General features: G+C 50.7%; 14 protein-coding genes. 7 read left to right on the forward strand and 7 right to left on the reverse strand.

Features of this window, described 5'->3' with window-relative positions; genetic code table 11:
- Window positions 1–124 precede the first annotated feature (124 nt).
- The 4 genes from HQ50_RS02480 to HQ50_RS02500 form a co-directional block, all read right to left on the reverse strand.
- Window positions 125–1,081, reverse strand: a complete 957-nt coding sequence (locus tag HQ50_RS02480) for a T9SS type A sorting domain-containing protein (protein ID WP_235317918.1) — start codon at window positions 1,079–1,081, stop codon at window positions 125–127.
- A gap of 477 nt (window positions 1,082–1,558) precedes the next feature.
- Window positions 1,559–3,214 carry a DUF2436 domain-containing protein gene (locus HQ50_RS02490; protein ID WP_081960031.1) on the reverse strand — a complete coding sequence of 552 codons (1,656 nt, stop codon included), beginning with the start codon at window positions 3,212–3,214 and terminating at the stop codon, window positions 1,559–1,561.
- Window positions 3,215–3,448: 234 nt separating this feature from the next.
- Window positions 3,449–5,452, reverse strand: coding sequence for a hypothetical protein (locus HQ50_RS02495; RefSeq protein WP_039428148.1), 2,004 nt, complete (start codon window positions 5,450–5,452; stop codon window positions 3,449–3,451).
- Between the two features lie 29 nt (window positions 5,453–5,481).
- Window positions 5,482–6,072 (reverse strand): hypothetical protein, encoded by a 591-nt coding sequence (locus HQ50_RS02500; protein ID WP_026292128.1) that lies wholly within the window; start codon window positions 6,070–6,072, stop codon window positions 5,482–5,484.
- A 962-nt stretch (window positions 6,073–7,034) separates the two neighbouring features.
- Here HQ50_RS02500 and HQ50_RS02510 point away from each other — a divergent pair.
- From HQ50_RS02510 to HQ50_RS02535, 7 genes are all read left to right on the forward strand, one after another.
- On the forward strand, window positions 7,035–7,658 hold the full coding sequence (locus HQ50_RS02510) for an HU family DNA-binding protein (RefSeq protein ID WP_018964693.1): 624 nt from the start codon (window positions 7,035–7,037) through the stop codon (window positions 7,656–7,658).
- 198 nt (window positions 7,659–7,856) lie between these two features.
- Window positions 7,857–10,124: an inorganic phosphate transporter gene (locus HQ50_RS02515; RefSeq protein WP_039418686.1), complete on the forward strand. Its 2,268-nt coding sequence runs from the start codon at window positions 7,857–7,859 to the stop codon at window positions 10,122–10,124.
- A gap of 222 nt (window positions 10,125–10,346) precedes the next feature.
- On the forward strand, window positions 10,347–10,586 hold the full coding sequence (gene rpmB / locus HQ50_RS02520) for a 50S ribosomal protein L28 (protein WP_004583624.1): 240 nt from the start codon (window positions 10,347–10,349) through the stop codon (window positions 10,584–10,586).
- A 19-nt stretch (window positions 10,587–10,605) separates the two neighbouring features.
- Window positions 10,606–10,794, forward strand: a complete 189-nt coding sequence (gene rpmG, locus HQ50_RS02525; RefSeq protein ID WP_004583623.1) for a 50S ribosomal protein L33 — start codon at window positions 10,606–10,608, stop codon at window positions 10,792–10,794.
- Between the two features lie 18 nt (window positions 10,795–10,812).
- Complete coding sequence (locus HQ50_RS10575; RefSeq protein WP_018964696.1) at window positions 10,813–10,962, forward strand: DUF4295 domain-containing protein; 150 nt, start codon at window positions 10,813–10,815, stop codon at window positions 10,960–10,962.
- A 109-nt stretch (window positions 10,963–11,071) separates the two neighbouring features.
- On the forward strand, window positions 11,072–11,578 hold the full coding sequence (locus tag HQ50_RS11680) for a hypothetical protein (protein WP_039428149.1): 507 nt from the start codon (window positions 11,072–11,074) through the stop codon (window positions 11,576–11,578).
- A gap of 154 nt (window positions 11,579–11,732) precedes the next feature.
- The gene (locus HQ50_RS02535) at window positions 11,733–13,028 is read left to right on the forward strand and encodes an acetyl-CoA hydrolase/transferase family protein (protein WP_039421736.1); all 1,296 of its coding nucleotides are present in this window, start codon (window positions 11,733–11,735) and stop codon (window positions 13,026–13,028) included.
- 167 nt (window positions 13,029–13,195) lie between these two features.
- Here the strand turns inward: HQ50_RS02535 and HQ50_RS02540 are convergent, their stop codons facing one another.
- The 3 genes from HQ50_RS02540 to HQ50_RS02550 all read right to left on the reverse strand — a co-directional run bounded on the left by HQ50_RS02540 (window position 13,196) and on the right by HQ50_RS02550 (window position 15,868).
- Window positions 13,196–14,215 (reverse strand): NAD(P)-dependent oxidoreductase, encoded by a 1,020-nt coding sequence (locus tag HQ50_RS02540; RefSeq protein WP_039418681.1) that lies wholly within the window; start codon window positions 14,213–14,215, stop codon window positions 13,196–13,198.
- Window positions 14,216–14,219: 4 nt separating this feature from the next.
- Window positions 14,220–15,155: a YitT family protein gene (locus tag HQ50_RS02545; protein WP_039428150.1), complete on the reverse strand. Its 936-nt coding sequence runs from the start codon at window positions 15,153–15,155 to the stop codon at window positions 14,220–14,222.
- Between the two features lie 65 nt (window positions 15,156–15,220).
- Window positions 15,221–15,868 (reverse strand): DedA family protein, encoded by a 648-nt coding sequence (locus HQ50_RS02550; protein WP_026292129.1) that lies wholly within the window; start codon window positions 15,866–15,868, stop codon window positions 15,221–15,223.
- Between the last annotated feature and the right edge of the window lie 7 nt (window positions 15,869–15,875).

A 15,875-nucleotide genomic window follows, 5' to 3' on the forward strand; every position in this document is an offset into this window, starting at 1 on the left:
CGAAATAATCTTTCGGCACACCCTCTTTGTCATTGAATCCGGCTATGAGGACAACAAAATAAAGAGGGAGAGACAAAATTTCCTTTTTGTTTCTCCCTCACTTAATAATGCAGTTTGCCTTCTGCTATCTCTTCTCGAACTTGGCCGAGTAGCTGCCGATGCGCAGCACATAGACGCCCATGGGCAGTGAGGCAATGTCGATGCACAGTTTCTCGCCATCCACCGTCCGAGCCGATACCCGACGACCACGCATATCATATACCGCAGCCTGCTCGCCCACCCACGCGGACAGGGCTTCCACATGCAGCTCTGTCGTAGCAGGGTTGGGATACACTTTCATCCTATGCTGTAGGATGTCCTGCGTGCCCGAACCCAATGAAATACGAGAATAGATATAAAAATTGGCATCCATCGAACGAGCCGGAATATCAGAAAGCGGGACAAAAGGCATCGGAGCAGTACCGGGAAGATAGCTCCCGACCAGATCGCCTTTGCCCTTCTTCGCTGGGCCGTCATCCAGTCCGAAACCTACGGCATGCCCCTCTTGCGTCTCCACGCGGCAGCCGATATAGAGAGCTTTCCCGGCAGGAATCACAAAGGGCGTTTCCAGTTCGGCAAGGTACATCGGCTCATCGTAATAGTCTTCCTCGCCGTCCACTCCATAGCCATAGCTCAAATCCTCCTTGTGGATCGTGGGCAGAGCCTGCTCGTACAGAACTTCTGTCTGTTCCTTATTGCCCCATATACAGATGTAGAATTTACTGGCTGCCACCTGCTCATAGTTCTTATCATCTGCCGTAGGGTGGAAGTCTATTCTATTGATCGTATAGCCCACATAAGGCAACAGATCCTGCACATCGAAGAAGGAAGCGCAGGCCATGGTCATTCCATTAAATGGAGTCAAAAGAGAATTATAAGTAGCTACAATACTGTCATTATCGATCACCAACTCTTCCGGCAACGCCCACGTAAGGATGTGTTCGTCTTTAGACTTGTCTTTTCCTTTAAGGCCTTGGGCGAATGCCATCGAGCCAAACACGAGAATGCTCGCAAGGAGCATAAGAAATCTTTGGTTTTTCATTTTCATCGAAATTATTTTTTGTTGCATTTGCATATATTTCTTTTGATTCATGCGCTGCAAAGGTAGCAGTAATAAGAAGAAAAGCGGATAAATAATAGATAAACACAAAAACAGAATCAGGTTACTTCTTAAAATCTTTTTGCTTTCCCGATATAGGAAGTATCCGTACCTTCGTGTTCGGCTGTGGTGACAGCCCAAGCCGAAGAAAAAGAAGAAACCCGCAGGCAGCACGGACACCCCATCCGAGCCGCCCGTTCTGCCGGATCCATCGCAAGAGGGAGGCAGCAGTAGCGGCGGTGGCGAGCAAGGCTCTACCGGCGGCGGACTCTGACCGAAAGCCGGATGCTTGCTTCTTCCGACTACAAGAAGCGGGGCAATATAGCCGAACAGCATAAAAAGGAAGTCGCCCGGCTCTGAGGGAGTCCGGGCGACTTTTGTATTTGACCGAACAGGCTATGTCCGGCCAAGAGGAGATTCTTATTTAATGGCTACCTTTTCTACATACGTTCTGCCGTCCACGGAAATGCGGATTACATAGACTCCTGTCTGTGCCATGTATTCCACCACATCGGATCCGGTCACGACGGAGCGTCCGTTCATATCGTAAATGCGAACTTCACCCCTGCAAGTTACTGCGATTCGATGGCCATCTACGGTCAAAGCATACGGCCTTGTCGTTACCGTTTCGGGCAAGGACGTAATGGTCAGTGTCGTTTCCTCCACCGGCGATTCGCCGTCCGGATAAACGACTTTTACCCCGTATGTGTAGGTACCCGGAAGCAGATTCACGTCCCGATAAGTGGTTTGAGTCACTCCGGAAGCTATCTGAACATTGTTGCGATAGATCGAATAGGTATAAGCCGGGCCGGGGCTACTACCCGAAATCTCGATATCGTCGAAGACAATAAAGTTTTGGTTCGTACAGTCATAATGACGGAATGCCACATATTTTGTTCCGGCAGGCAAATCCACCGTCCGTTCGATCCACTCCGTCTGTCCGGAATATTCGTCTCTTTTTGTGTCCGCAATTTTGGATCCGGTGGATGTTTCTTCGAATACGAGCGTGAAGTCGGAAGGATTCGCTCCCGTTGATGAAGCCATCACGGCATAATGCTCTGCGGGATAATTGGCATTTACGGCAAAGTAGTACTTTACCTTTGTCGCCCCTTCCACTTTCGGACTGATCAGATAATTGTCAGGGGTAAATGCCGTTCCCAACCATGAGAACGACCCTATCACCGCTTCTCCGTTATGCGGATTGACCCATGCCGTTGCCGGCTCGGTAGGCAAGAGAACACCCCAATTCTTACCGTCTCCATCGGCATCGACAGCAATCCAGCCGGCAGGAATACCTTCATATTCCACTGATTCGAAACCCTCTTTCAACAGGACCGTTTCGTCCTTTCCGGCAGGAGCAGCCCATTGGAGAACGGCATCCATCCCATCCTGCGTAGCCGTCAGGTTCTGGACAGCATGAAACGGAGTACCGTCGGTGACGGTTAATGTTACATAGTCACCGGTCGTACTGAAAGAGGTTCCATTTTGAAATGCGACAAGGAAATGATAAATCTTTCCCGCTTCGAACCTGAAATCGTCCCCGTAAGTATCATCCGCCTGCCCGAAAATACCGGGGATGACGATGCACAGACCGGGCGACGGATTCACCACTACATAATCATATATCCCCGCCGGCAGGTCGATACTGGCCACTCCGTCTACGACCTGATACTCGGGTGTACAGGAGGGATCGGCTGCTGCCGGTACTTTGAATTCGAAAGGATCATACAAAGAGGCAGGGATGTTGCAGTCTTCGGTCAAACACTGCCCCAGTGGTGTGGGAGGGGGAATTTCATTACCATAAGCTGTGTGATCGGCGTCTATCAGCATTTGATAGCCTGAGCCGTCTCCCCACACATCATGAGCCTCCAGGATAATACGGGCCATACCGCCCGGAATAGGCTCATCACGGAATTTGCTAAGATCGGATGGTTCTGCCTTTTGCTGTTTCAGCATCAGAGTCTTTGCCCGCGCAGGAGAAACCTCTTTTCTCATTTTTTGCGCCATTGCTGTTTGCCCTAATCCCCAAAGAGAGAATAGAAGAGCAAAAGCGAATAAGGAGTTCTGCTTTTTCATACCGTCTAATTGTTAAAGGGTTAATTAAATCAAACATGCCTATCCATGGCATTTGTGATAAAGAAACAATAAAAAAATGAATTGGAAGGTGAAAAAGTCTGTGCTCCTAACGACTAATCCGGGTTCATCCGATAAAATAGGCAGGTCAATATTGCCAAGCAGTATAAAAAAGCTACCCCGTAGAGGTAAGAATACCTCAGTGCAGCCTTCTATATATTATGTATAGAGAACGTGCTATCGGTAGCGTACGGTCATGAGCAGGTGTGTACGCGCCTGTCCGCGGATCAGCTCGCCGGCGGATCCGATCGTGTCGGTATCGCGCCGTAGGAGGTGATCGATGCGGCTTTCGACCTCCACATGCGGCAAGGGGGCAATACGCACAAACAAGCCCAAGCGGACTCCTCTGCCATAGAAAAAAGCTGACGAATAGTGGTGACGCGGATTGTGCACCGCCTCATAGAGCCGGTCGGCAAAGGAATCCGTATCGAATGCTACGGCATCCATACTGCATACGCGGAGCAATTTCCCTCCGCTATAATCGGCACGCAAAGCAAGGCTCTTACCTCCCGTCGGAGCCTGCCACACTTGCTGCTGCCCATCGAAGCTATTGCTCCGACTCCATTGCAACGAAGCCATCAGCCGCCACCGCTCATCGAACGCGTATCGCCCTCTCAGCCTGACGGCAAGGCTGCGCCGATAGCGTTTGTCCGCGGTGCCTCGGATCCGGCAGCTCCACGAAAAGGAGGACAGGTGCTTCTCTCCTTCAAGGATCCAGTGGAAGGCTTCCGTTTTCTCTTTTCGACCGAAGCGTGGGACGAAACTGCCATAGTAGTCCGCAAAGGCTCTGACCGTCCAGTCCGAAGGCAGCTCCCAAGCGGCTCTCCCCATCACGCCCCATTCATTGCCCGGGCGGCTGTGACGGACAAAAGCTCCCCGGTAATACGACCAATAGTCGGCAGGGATATACCGACCGACAAGCATGTAGCTGCCACCGATGGGGTGCGTATAGCGCAACCCATTGATCGTCCCCACAGCACCGTTGGCGGCACCGGCAAATTCGCCGAATAGCTCGGTTCCGCCCTGACCGAAGAGATAGGAATAGTCGGCTGAGACAAGGGAGAAACGCTCCAGATCGGTCAGAGAGGCGATGCCCTTGGTGCCGACCGCTCGCAACAGGCGCAATCCGCCCCAATGCAGATGCAGGAGATTGAAAGTCAGACGGAGTCGATCGTCCGTATAGCTGACGGAAGTGCCTGCGGTGGTCATCGTGGCAGCGTTTCGCCGCGCGATCTCGGCATCCGTACGATGCAGTCCGGTGTGGTAAATGGCTTTGATGGCGCCGTCTTCGGTGACGGTGGCGTCTACCCCCTTACGCGAATAAAATGCCGTCAGTGCCCATCGTCCTTGTGCAAGAGCGGTAGCAGCCCCGCGCATGAAGTTGTCCTCGGCGTAGGTAAACGCGCGTCGCAGCGTGGTTCCGCCACGAGGATAGGCGTAGGCCATTCCCATGAAAGAGGCCTGATTGACCAGCAGGCCGTATCCCATCCCTATTCGATAGTCCCCGAGTGCCACGGCTCGCACGGCACCTTTTCCTTCCATGAAGAAATGGGCGGAATAGCTGTCGAAGCCCTTTCGCCGTTTGTCGAAAGCTGGCTCTCCCCGGTCTTTGGACGCAGTAAGGCCTATAGAGAAACGATTGCCCATAGCGTAGCTCCAGCGCAAGCCGCCACCCCATGGATCTCCGCGATACGGATGCCGGCTATCCGGACGGTAGCCTTCCTGCCGCTGGAGGATGGCATCGGTATGCACCGACACATCGTGATGGGCATAAGACAGGATCTCGCGAAAAGAGCCGGCCGCCGACTCGCTCCGCTTCTGCACCGTCAGCATCGGCCACAAGAGCAGACAGGTGCGTCTGTCCCAGCCGGCAATCTCTCTCAGCACCCAAATGCTGTCGAAGCCCTCAGGATGAGCATGTCGGTAGAGTAGGAAACGGCGGATCTGAAATTCATTGAGAAAGGGGAACTGCTCCAAGTCCTCCCGAGTAAGCGTATTGATGTCCAGCGGATGCTGCTTCTGCACCATCCACCGCTCCAGAAATTCGGCACCCTCGTCTTCCCCGATTGCACCGGATTCTATCTGCTCTGCTATATATTCATCCCATTCGGGTACGACCGTCTGCCCACCGAGAGGCAAGTAGAGGAGGATAGCGCAAACGACCGTCAGTAGAGGCTTCATACCTTCCGGTAAATCCTACGCTGCTTCTGCTACCACATCAATGCAAGGCCGCCGCGCACGATGTCGGATGTCCCGGTATCGATAAAGACGGCGAAATTGTCTCTCAATGAGCAACTCAGTCCGACCCTAAGGCTAACGTTAAATCCGCCCTTTAGTTCTCTCGATGATGAACCGTTGTTTTCCGGGAAAAAGCTCGCCCCTACTGCACCTCTTGCATAGAGTTCGATATTCGGGTTGAGCCGCTTGTGCACGCCTGCTCCGGCTAAAAATCGAAACCGATTCTGCGCAGAATCATCAGAAAAAGGCAGGGATCTTTTGTCTGATACAGATCTGAATGCCGCCCAATCCAATTCCGCATAGATGGATAGCAGAAGCCCTTCTGCGAGTTGTTTTACGCCTCGTTCGTAGCCGACGGCAAAAGAAGCCGAAGCCCCTTCTACGTTATAATTATCCAGAGAGGGCAATCCGATTCCTGCCGGATAGCCGATGGCAACGTACACCATCTCCTTTTGGGGCGAGAAGATGAAATCCTTCGTCTCGGATTGCTCGGGTGCAGACTGTGCCTCGGCCCGAAGAGCCAAAACGGCAGTAAGAAATAAGAAAACAAGGGTTCGTTTCATAAGATCATTTGTGTGATTTTTCATTCAAAACGGGACAAAAATACGGAGAAACAGGCACTTTTTCCGCCAAATCCCTCGGCCAATCGGGCGACTCCCCCCTCTTTCCTTTTTCGCCGGAGGTTTCATGCTTATACTGCTCCGATCGATAACTTTTTTGGGGCGAATCCTTTCTGAGAAAAAGAAAGCCTGAATTGATATAGTCTGTATCTATGAAGCCATAAAAACATTCGATGATTTTTTCTTTGCCATGAAAAAAGCTGCACATATTTTTGCGGCCGGAATAAACCCAACGGTATCAAATCACTCTTTCATAAAACGCTCCCCAACGGATACCACTGTTGACAGGTAAGTGAGAGCATTCAAATAACAATATAATTTCCTCAGACCATATATTCTTGGATATATAGGGCGGCAATTCTCTACAATTGCCGCCCATGATATTTTTGTACGAGCCTGTTCCTCCCGAAAACGACCGAATTTCCCTTTTCGGACAACCTCCCATTCCAAAGTTCACAGACCGGAAATGCTGCGATCGCGGCGCATCCTGAAAAATTGGCACTCGGAGCAGTCAAAGAAAAACAGTAATGATGTTGAAGCATTTGACCGATTCCGAGCGTTTTTCACATTGTGGAAGAATACTTCGGCAGCACCCGGAGCAAGCATGCCGGCGAAAAGAAGTACAGCATCGCCGGGAAGAAAATTTCCGTTCCGGCCGGAAAAAGTTTTTTCTACAGTCAGGAAAAATCAGAAAGCCGTCCGGCAATTTTTTGTTTCAAGGCTTCGGATATATGAATGAAGGTTTTAGATATATATCCGAAGCTTTTGTTTTTATATCCGATGGCTTCGGATAGAGATTTTCCGGCCGGATTATTTATTTTTGTCGGCTGTCGGGGAGATTTTTCCCGACCTGAAAGAAAACAATCGACCGACGTCGAGTAAACCGATATAGCTGTACAGAAGAAATGGCCAAGTTTGTGATGCGAGAAATGCCTGATATGCAAGGCACGGGCAAGCGGACGATGTACCCGAAAATGATCAGCCGCGGCACGATGGGGCCGGACGAGATAGCCGAACTGATTTCTTCCCAATCGACATTCTCCCCGGGCGAAGTCAAGGGGTTGGTCGCGGCTTTGGCTCGGACGATAGCCTACGGCGTGGCTTCGGGATATACGGTGAAGATTGAGGAGATCGGTTCTTTCTCCGCTTCGCTCGCCCTGCGCAAAGGGGTGGAATCTGAGGAGGCCGAAGGCGGTACGCGCCGCAATGCAGCCAGCGTGACGATAGGAGGGGTCAATTTCCGGCCCGACAAGGCGTTGATTCGCGAAGCCCGCACGCGCGCTCATCTGGAGCGAACGACGGTACGCCGCTCCCGTCGGCCGGATTTGACCCGCGAAGAGCGGTTGGCTCTGGCCCTGCGTCATATCGACGGCAATAGCCTGCTCCGGGTGGCCGATTATTGTAGCCTCACGGGGTTGGGGCGTACAGCTGCCGCGGAAGAATTGCGTGCTTTCGATCGCGAGGGGCGGATCGGCTCCACGGGGCACGGCACGCATAAGGTATATATCAGAAACAAAGCTGAAGATTGACCGGACGGGTGGCACTGTGAGCGACCGCTACGGGCGTTTTGCGTTCTTAAGAATTGCGCTATTTTTGTGTGTACAAAGTAAGATGTATCGGATAGGCGAACCTTGCTCCTGCTCTATTGAGAGTCCGAGTCGTTGCCGGGAGACGAAAAAGGTGTACGCCGATTTTTTTGTGCAGTCTAACCTCATAATATAGATTTAATGGGTATTATCTTTACCGCCATTGTCGTATTTCTTTTCGTCCTTGCTGTATTCGATTTGATCGTGGGTGTCAGCAACGATGCGGTCAACTTCCTCAATTCTGCCATTGGAGCCAAGGCTGCTCCGTTCAAGATTATCATCGGTGTGGCAGCGTTGGGGATTTTTTGTGGCGCGGCCATGAACAACGGTATGATGGAGATCGCCCGACACGGGATCTTCAGGCCGGAACATTACACTTTCAGCGAATTGATGGTCGTATTCCTGTCGGTGGTGATCACCGACGTCGTCCTTATGGATATGTTCAATTCGCTCGGCATGCCTACCTCTACGACCGTCTCGCTCATTTTCGAGCTCTTAGGCGGTTCTTTTTTTATGGCCATGACCAAGGTGGGCGGTACGGTCGGCTTTCAGGATCTTCTCAATACGGAGAAAGCACTTTCCGTCATACTGGGTATCTTCCTTTCGGTGGGTATCGCTTTCTTCTTCGGGATGGTCGTTCAGTATCTGAGTCGATTGCTCTTTACCTTTAATTATAGGAGAAATCTCCGATGGTTGGCCGGCCTTTTCGGTGGGGTAGCGGTTACATCCATTATTTACTTCATGCTCATCAAGGGACTGAAGGGCGTGTCCTTTATGTCCGAGGAGTCCACCGCTTGGGTGGCTGCCAATACGGGACGGCTGGTACTGTACTGTCTGGCTGTCTCCATCGTGCTGATGCAGGTGCTCTACTGGTTGCGGGTCAATGTCTTCAAGGTGATCGTTCTCTTGGGTACCTTCGCTTTGGCAATGGCTTTTGCCGGCAATGACTTGGTGAACTTCATCGGTGTGCCGCTGGCCGGCTATTCCTCTTATCTGGACTTTAATGCCAACGGAAACGGGCAGTACGATACTTATCTGATGGGGGCTTTGAACGAACCGGCTTCTACTCCGGTATATTTCCTCGTGGCTGCTGGTATCGTAATGGTTTATGCGCTGATTACATCGAAGAAGGCTCACAACGTGATCAAGACTTCGGTGGATCTGGCGCGTCAGGAGGAGGGCGAGGAGATGTTCGGCTCCTCCGGTTTGGCTCGGAGTATCGTGCGTTTCAGCACCACGACAGCCAATGCCGTGTCCCGTATAATTCCTCGTCCTGTAGGCCGGTGGATAGACAGCCGCTTCAATCAGGACGAACTGATCATGGCCAAGGGGGCGGCTTTCGATTTGGTGCGCGCTTCGGTCAATCTGGTTCTTGCCGGTCTGCTCATTGCCTTCGGTACTTCGCTCAGGCTTCCCCTCTCCACCACCTATGTGGCATTTATGGTGGCGATGGGTAGTTCTTTGGCGGACAGGGCATGGAGCCGGGAGAGCGCGGTATTCCGTATCACGGGTGTATTCAGTGTGATAGGCGGTTGGTTTATCACTGCCGGTGCAGCCTTTATCCTCTGTTTCCTCGTTACGATGGTGAATCATTTCGGAGGCTATCCGGCGATGGCGGGGATGATCACTCTGGCGATATTCCTGCTTGTCCGTAGTCATATTCGTTTCGATAAGAAGAAAAAGAGCGAAACGAAGGATACCGTCTTTATCGACATGATGGCTTCGCACGACAAAGAAGAGATTTGGCAGCTGCTGGCCAAGCATATTCGTCAGAAGCAGTTGGCTTTGCTCGACTTTGCCGAGAACAACTATATGCAGATGACCGATGGCTTCATCAACGAAGACCTGAAGAAGCTCCGCCGCTCGATCAACGACCAGAACGCAGAACGGCAGATGCTCAAGGTGAACCGCCGAAAAGAAACCCTCGGCATCCGTCGGATCGAAGAGGCCAAGTCCGTGGTCAAGAATACATGGTTCCATCTCGGCTGTAATAGTTGTGAGCAAATCGTATTTTGCCTCAAGCGTATTGCCGAGCCATGCAAGGAGCATGTGGACAACAACTTCAATCCGCTGCCCAAGGTCTGTGTGTCCGAATTTCTTGCTGCACGCGAAAAGCTCATACTCTATATCAAAGAGGCCAAGCTGATCGTATCCAACGAAACGGATGAAATCTTGGATCCGATGACTTACCGCGGCAAGGACATCAAGAAAGAGCTTAAGCAGCTTCGCAAGACGCAGCTCAGCCGTATTCAGCAGGGGGCGAGCAGTCTGAAGATTTCCCTCGTCTATCTCAATCTCTTGCAGGAATCGCAGCAGTTGGTGAACATATTGGACGATCTGATCCACGCCACGGAGAAGCTGTTCGACCCCGTAGCCCAGATCGGCACGGACGAAGAATTCTTCAACTGACGGCAGTCCTCACCGTTTTTTTCTCCTGCACATTCTATCTCGAAATCGCTTGTCGAATACATTTATAAGATGTAATAACGGCGATTTCGGGATAAATAATTCGTAAAAGCTTGTGGGAGAGAAAAAAAATACCTTACTTTGCAACCCGATTATGACCGCTTTATGATGCTACAAGCAGTCCTAAACGAACTGGAACGATAAATAACTAATAACGAAATAGCAATGTCAAAGATTTGTCAGATTACCGGCAAAAAGGCAATGGTTGGCAACAACGTTTCTCACTCCAAGAGAAGGACAAAACGAGTATTCGATGTCAACTTGTTCAGAAAGAAGTTCTATTGGGTAGAACAGGATTGCTGGGTTGTTTTGAGGATATCGGCTGCCGGGCTGCGCCTCATCAACAAAATCGGTCTCGACGCTGCCATCAAGCGCGCAGCCGAGAAGGGCTTCTTAAACGCATAATCAAGGGAGATATTCTGTCATGGCAAAGAAAGTAAAAGGCAATCGGGTGCAGGTTATCCTTGAATGCACCGAGCATAAGGAAAGTGGTATGCCGGGTATTTCTCGTTACATCACCACCAAGAATAGAAAAAATACGACTCAGCGTCTGGAACTCAAGAAGTACAACCCCATCCTGAGACGTATGACCCTTCATAAGGAAATCAAATAATAAAGAGGAGATCAGACAATGGCAAAAAAATCGGTTGCAACATTTAAGAAAGGTGATGGCCGTACCTACTCCAAGGTAATCAAGATGGTCAAGTCTCCTAAGACGGGTGCCTATATCTTCCAGGAAGAGATGGTCCCGAACGAAGCTGTAAAAGACTTCTTTAAGTAAGGATTTTCCTTTTGAATAACATAGAGTGCGATAAGCATTCTCTCTGTGAAGCCCCTTCTATTACACTGTAGGGGCTTTATTTTTTTCTATTGATCAATCAAGATTGACAATGAAAACAAACACTTATTCCCTGCTATTTGTCTCTATCTCTCTTGTCTTTTTGTCTTTCTTTTCAGCAAAGGCACAGACCGTACACCCGAGGATTGAAGCAGGTCTGGGTGGGCATGATCTTCTCCAACTCAACACTTCTTTCGGACTCTATCAGCATCCTCGCCTTTTGCTTGCAGCCGGAGTGGGCTTCCTTCGCATCAAAAATACTGTCGATAAGCCGGGTTTTATTCCTGAGGGAGACAAGCCCAGTGGAGGTGGAGTACAAATATTTGCTGAGGTCTATGGCACTTTCCTCCCGGGCAATATAGCACCGTCATATTCTCTTAAGGGCGGCTTTTTGTTGAAGGAAGGGCTACCTCTTTTCTCTATACCTTCCATAGGCTGTCTTTTTCGAATGACGAGAAAATTCAGTATCGAACCATCGGTCGGCTATTATCTGTGGGTAGCTCCAAAGCATCAGATGTCGGGCGGAACGTGGATGGCAAATTTGGCCTTTCATTTCTGAGCGTTCTTGTTCTTCGCTCTTTTGAGTCGTCCCAAAAGATGTTGTAGAAAGACTTAACATAGCGGGAAAAAGTTATTTTTGTTCCCACTTGAGTGGATTTACCTCTCACCTATCATCCTTTTTAATAAAAATCATTTGTAAGAATATTACTACTATGCAATGGCAAGAACTTTATCGCCGGCGTGTCTGCTCGGCAGACGAGGCTGTCGTGAACTCTCTTAAACCGGGAACGAAAGTCGTATTCGGTCATGCTGCTGCGGCACCCGTCCGTTTCTCTCAGGCTATGTACCGCCAGCGTGAAAAGCTGGAGAATATCACTGTTTTCCACATGTTGTATTTCGGTGATGCACCGCACCTCACTCCGGAAATGCGTCCGCATGTACATCCGACGCTCAACTTCCTTGAGGGCAACTCCCGTCCGGCAAGCCGTGACCGTCGTGTCGATTTCATTCCCTGCCACTTCCACGAGGTGCCGGAACTGTTTCGTCAGGGATTCTTTCCATTGGATGTAGCCGTAGTACAGGTATCTACTCCTAACGAAGAGGGTTATTGCTCTTTCGGAGTTTCCTGCGACTACACAAAGGCTGCCGCCGAGTGCGCTCCGGTAGTCGTAGCCGAGGTGAACAAGCAAATGCCATTCATCGGTGGAGAGAATCTGATTCACGTCTCCAAGCTGACCCATATCATCGAAGTGGACGAGCCGATTGCAGAAGTATTGCCTCCTGCTATCAGCGACCTCGAACTGAGGATAGGTCAGAATTGTGCCTCACTGATCAAAGACGGTGACACCCTCCAGTTGGGTATCGGCGGCATCCCCGATGCTGTGTTGCGTGCGTTGGAAGGGCATAAAGACCTCGGTATTCACACGGAAATGTTTACCGACGGAGTGATGCGTATGATTCGCAAAGGGATTATCAACGGGAAGAAAAAAACATTGCACCCCGAGAAAGTCGTTACCTCGCTGATCTTCGGATCGAAAGAATTGTACGACTTTGTCAATAACAATCCGATGATAGAATGCTATCCGGTGGATTATACCAACAATCCCGATGTTATCGGCAAGAATGATCGCATGGTTTCTATCAATTCCTGCTTGGAGATGGATCTTATGGGGCAGGCAGCTTCTGAGTCGATCGGGTACGAGCAGTTCAGCGGATCCGGAGGACAAGTCGATTTCCTTCGTGGGGCCAAGCGTTCCAAGGGAGGTATCTCCATTATGGCTTTCCCCAGTACGGCCAAGAAAGGGACTGAGAGTCGCATCGTTCCCATCCTGAAAGAAGGTGCTTGTGTCACGACCGGTCGTAACGAAGTGGACTATGTGGTGACGGAATATGGCGTAGCGCGTCTGCGTGGTGCCACGCTTCGTCAGCGTGCTGAAGCCTTGACCGCGATAGCGCATCCTGATTTCCGCCCGGCCCTTGAGGAGGAAATCCGCCGACGTTTCGAGTAATTGGAAAGATCATAAAGGCCTGTAATAGGCTGTTTCGGAGCCATGTACACAGCGTTGTACATGGCTCCGTTGTGTTTAAGTCTAATGGTTGTAGGAAGGACCCCGGGAAGTTGGATTGGATGGATAGCGATAATATCCGATACAACCGGCAGAAGGAACCAGGGCGTCTAACGGCGAATTTTGCCGGTGGCGCGTGCCCAACGAATGGTCTCGGCCAAACCCTGCTCCAGATTATAGCGAGGAGAAAAACCGATTGCCCTGATCGGAGAAGAGTCGCACCGCCAGTTGCGTTGGGCTATGATGGCGTATTTATCAAGGTTGAGCGGTGTCAATGTGCCGCTGAGGTCTGCCCATTTTTGACCGATGTAGCAGGCGGTTTTTACTAAAGGCAGGGGAATGCGCAAATGGCATACGTTTTTTCGGCCGAGCAGGCGTTGGATCATCCGTCCGAACTCTATATCTGTGTATTCTTTTCCGTCCGAAACAATGTACTTCTGCCCTGCTGCATCGGGGTGTTCGGCTGCGGTGAAAACCGCTGAAGCCAGATCCTCTGCGTAAATAAAAGTGAGTGTCTGCGGCGTACTGCCCGTGGAGAAATCGAATCCCTGATCGACGCTGCGGATTGCCATCAGATAGTCTTGGTCGTGAGGACCGTAAACTCCTGTGGGTTGTATTATGGTATAGGGTATTTTGGCAAAGGTTTGCACATATTGCTCTGCCAGCAACTTGCTCTCTCCATAGGCAGTCGTAGGATCGGGGACGGAAGAGGAGGAAAGAGGTTGGCAGTCATCGGGAGGAGCTCCATAGCTGCCCATACTGCTCATCAGGACAAAGCGTTCGGGACAGTGCTTTGCCCCCTGTAATCCTATCAGAAAACGCTTGGTCTGCTCTGCATTGATCTCTCTGAAAAGAGAGGTGTCCCGAGCTTTGGTTATACCCGCATTGTGGATAACCAAGTGCCATGCGGATTCACCTTCGGGAGCCGTCTCGTCAGCCAAGCGAGCAATATCGGACGGATCGTGGTAGTTGATCTCTACAAACCGGATCCGGCTGTCTGTCAGGCGTGAGCGATCGCTGTGGGGACGCACAGCCGCCCACACTTCATATTGACGGCGCAGGGCTTCTTCGACCAAATAGCCGCCGATAAAGCCCGTTGCCCCCGTGATGAGAACTCGCTTGTCCCCCACGTTGTTATTTCCTTATTGCTTGGAATCCTTCCCCATATACCCCTCTCACTACGGATTCGGATACAAAGGCTTTGGGGTCGATCTCCTGAATGATTCTGTGGATGGATAGGCTTTGTGTCTTGCGTGCAACGACCACAAGGACTTTACAAGGTTGGCCGGAATAGCCTCCTGTAGCATCCAGCAGGGTGCACCCCCTTTTAATACGCTCCTGAATGGCATTGCTGAGCTCTTCGTTTTTGAGACTGAAGATGAGGAATTGCACGGACTGTCTATTCGAATTGAGATACCAATCCAAGGCCGTAGATACGAGGATAACCTCTACGGCAGAATAGATAAGCAGGTTGAAAGCGTCGGAAGGTGACTTGCCGGCGATGTAGACATTGACCAGATACGAGCACAAAATAATGGTACAGTCCACCAGTAGAATGGCGCGCCCGAACGACATGTTCTTGTACTTGTTCATGATGGCTACGATAATATCGGTACCGCCCGTACTGGAGTTCACGGAGAACACTACCGCAATCCCCAGACCGCTAAGAATGGAGCCGATCACCAGTGCTAAGGCCGGTTCGTCCGGCAGTAGAAGAGGCGTAAAAACTTTTGCGCCATTGACGATCTCCGTGACGACCAGATACTCTTCACCGATCGGGATGATAATGGCCAGTACGAAAACGCTTATGACCGTCTTGACCATGAAACGCCATCCCAAGAAGATCAGAGCGAGTACTGCTAATCCCACATTGATGATATTGTACGGTATCGCAGCCGGAATACCCGTGGCTATTTTGATCAGAGTGGAGATACCGGCCAATCCTCCCGTGGTGATTCCTTGGGAAAGGATGAAGCCCGTCCACGCAAAAGCATAGATGGAGCATCCCAGAATAATAAGGATGTAGTCGTGGACTTTGTAATAGAGTTTTGAAGTTTTTGTAAGAGCCATAGCGATGATTATTTTCTTGTCTGTATCTTCTATTGGTTGAATCCTGAGTGGAGCGAAGAAGGAGTTCAGTTCCCTTTCCGTGCCGAACGTCGTTTTTTCTTGTAGAACATTATCAGGAGCACTACGACAACGACTCCCATTATGGAGAACCCGATTTCGTGGCTGTATTTATTGACTTTCTCCAAAAGTTGCTCCTGCGTTTCTATGCCGGGCACCTTGGCCAGATTATAGCCTATCGCCGCCAATATACAGTTCCAAATGCCGGCTCCGAGCATGGTGTAAGAGATGAAGGGGAGAAACTTCATGCGTGCCAGCCCTGCCGGTATGGAAATCAACTGTCTGACGGCAGGAATCAGTCGGCCTACCAGCGTGGAGACAGCTCCGTTCTTGTCGAAGTATTGCTCTGCATACCGTACTTTCTCCTCGTTGATCAGACACAAATGCCCGAACTTACTGTTGGCAAATGCGTAGACGATAGGACGGCCGAGCCATAGAGCCAGTACATAGTTCACGGCAGCTCCTATTCCGGCACCGATGGTGGCGAACAGGATCACGAGGAAAACGTTCAGCCCATTCTGCCCCGTGGCGGCCATCCATGCAGCCGGGGGCACAATAATCTCTGACGGGAACGGAATAAACGAACTCTCGATGGCCATCAAAAACATGATAGTCCAATAGTTCAGGTGCGCGAGGCACCACTGAATAAATCCCATAGGTGCG

Origin of the sequence: Porphyromonas sp. COT-052 OH4946 (genome assembly GCF_000765965.1) — a bacterium.
Taxonomy (GTDB): Bacteria; Bacteroidota; Bacteroidia; order Bacteroidales; family Porphyromonadaceae; genus Porphyromonas; species Porphyromonas gulae.

Bases quoted from the DNA above. Each gene is read 5' to 3' on its own strand.
- HQ50_RS02480 (WP_235317918.1), bottom strand. From the start codon at position 1,081: ATGAAAAACCAAAGATTTCTTATGCTCCTTGCGAGCATTCTCGTGTTT.
- HQ50_RS02490 (WP_081960031.1), bottom strand. From the start codon at position 3,214: ATGAAAAAGCAGAACTCCTTATTCGCTTTTGCTCTTCTATTCTCTCTT.
- HQ50_RS02495 (WP_039428148.1), bottom strand. From the start codon at position 5,452: ATGAAGCCTCTACTGACGGTCGTTTGCGCTATCCTCCTCTACTTGCCT.
- HQ50_RS02500 (WP_026292128.1), bottom strand. From the start codon at position 6,072: ATGAAACGAACCCTTGTTTTCTTATTTCTTACTGCCGTTTTGGCTCTT.
- HQ50_RS02510 (WP_018964693.1), top strand. From the start codon at position 7,035: ATGGCCAAGTTTGTGATGCGAGAAATGCCTGATATGCAAGGCACGGGC.
- HQ50_RS02515 (WP_039418686.1), top strand. From the start codon at position 7,857: ATGGGTATTATCTTTACCGCCATTGTCGTATTTCTTTTCGTCCTTGCT.
- rpmB (WP_004583624.1), top strand. From the start codon at position 10,347: ATGTCAAAGATTTGTCAGATTACCGGCAAAAAGGCAATGGTTGGCAAC.
- rpmG (WP_004583623.1), top strand. From the start codon at position 10,606: ATGGCAAAGAAAGTAAAAGGCAATCGGGTGCAGGTTATCCTTGAATGC.
- HQ50_RS10575 (WP_018964696.1), top strand. From the start codon at position 10,813: ATGGCAAAAAAATCGGTTGCAACATTTAAGAAAGGTGATGGCCGTACC.
- HQ50_RS11680 (WP_039428149.1), top strand. From the start codon at position 11,072: ATGAAAACAAACACTTATTCCCTGCTATTTGTCTCTATCTCTCTTGTC.
- HQ50_RS02535 (WP_039421736.1), top strand. From the start codon at position 11,733: ATGCAATGGCAAGAACTTTATCGCCGGCGTGTCTGCTCGGCAGACGAG.
- HQ50_RS02545 (WP_039428150.1), bottom strand. From the start codon at position 15,155: ATGGCTCTTACAAAAACTTCAAAACTCTATTACAAAGTCCACGACTAC.
- HQ50_RS02550 (WP_026292129.1), bottom strand. From the start codon at position 15,868: ATGGGATTTATTCAGTGGTGCCTCGCGCACCTGAACTATTGGACTATC.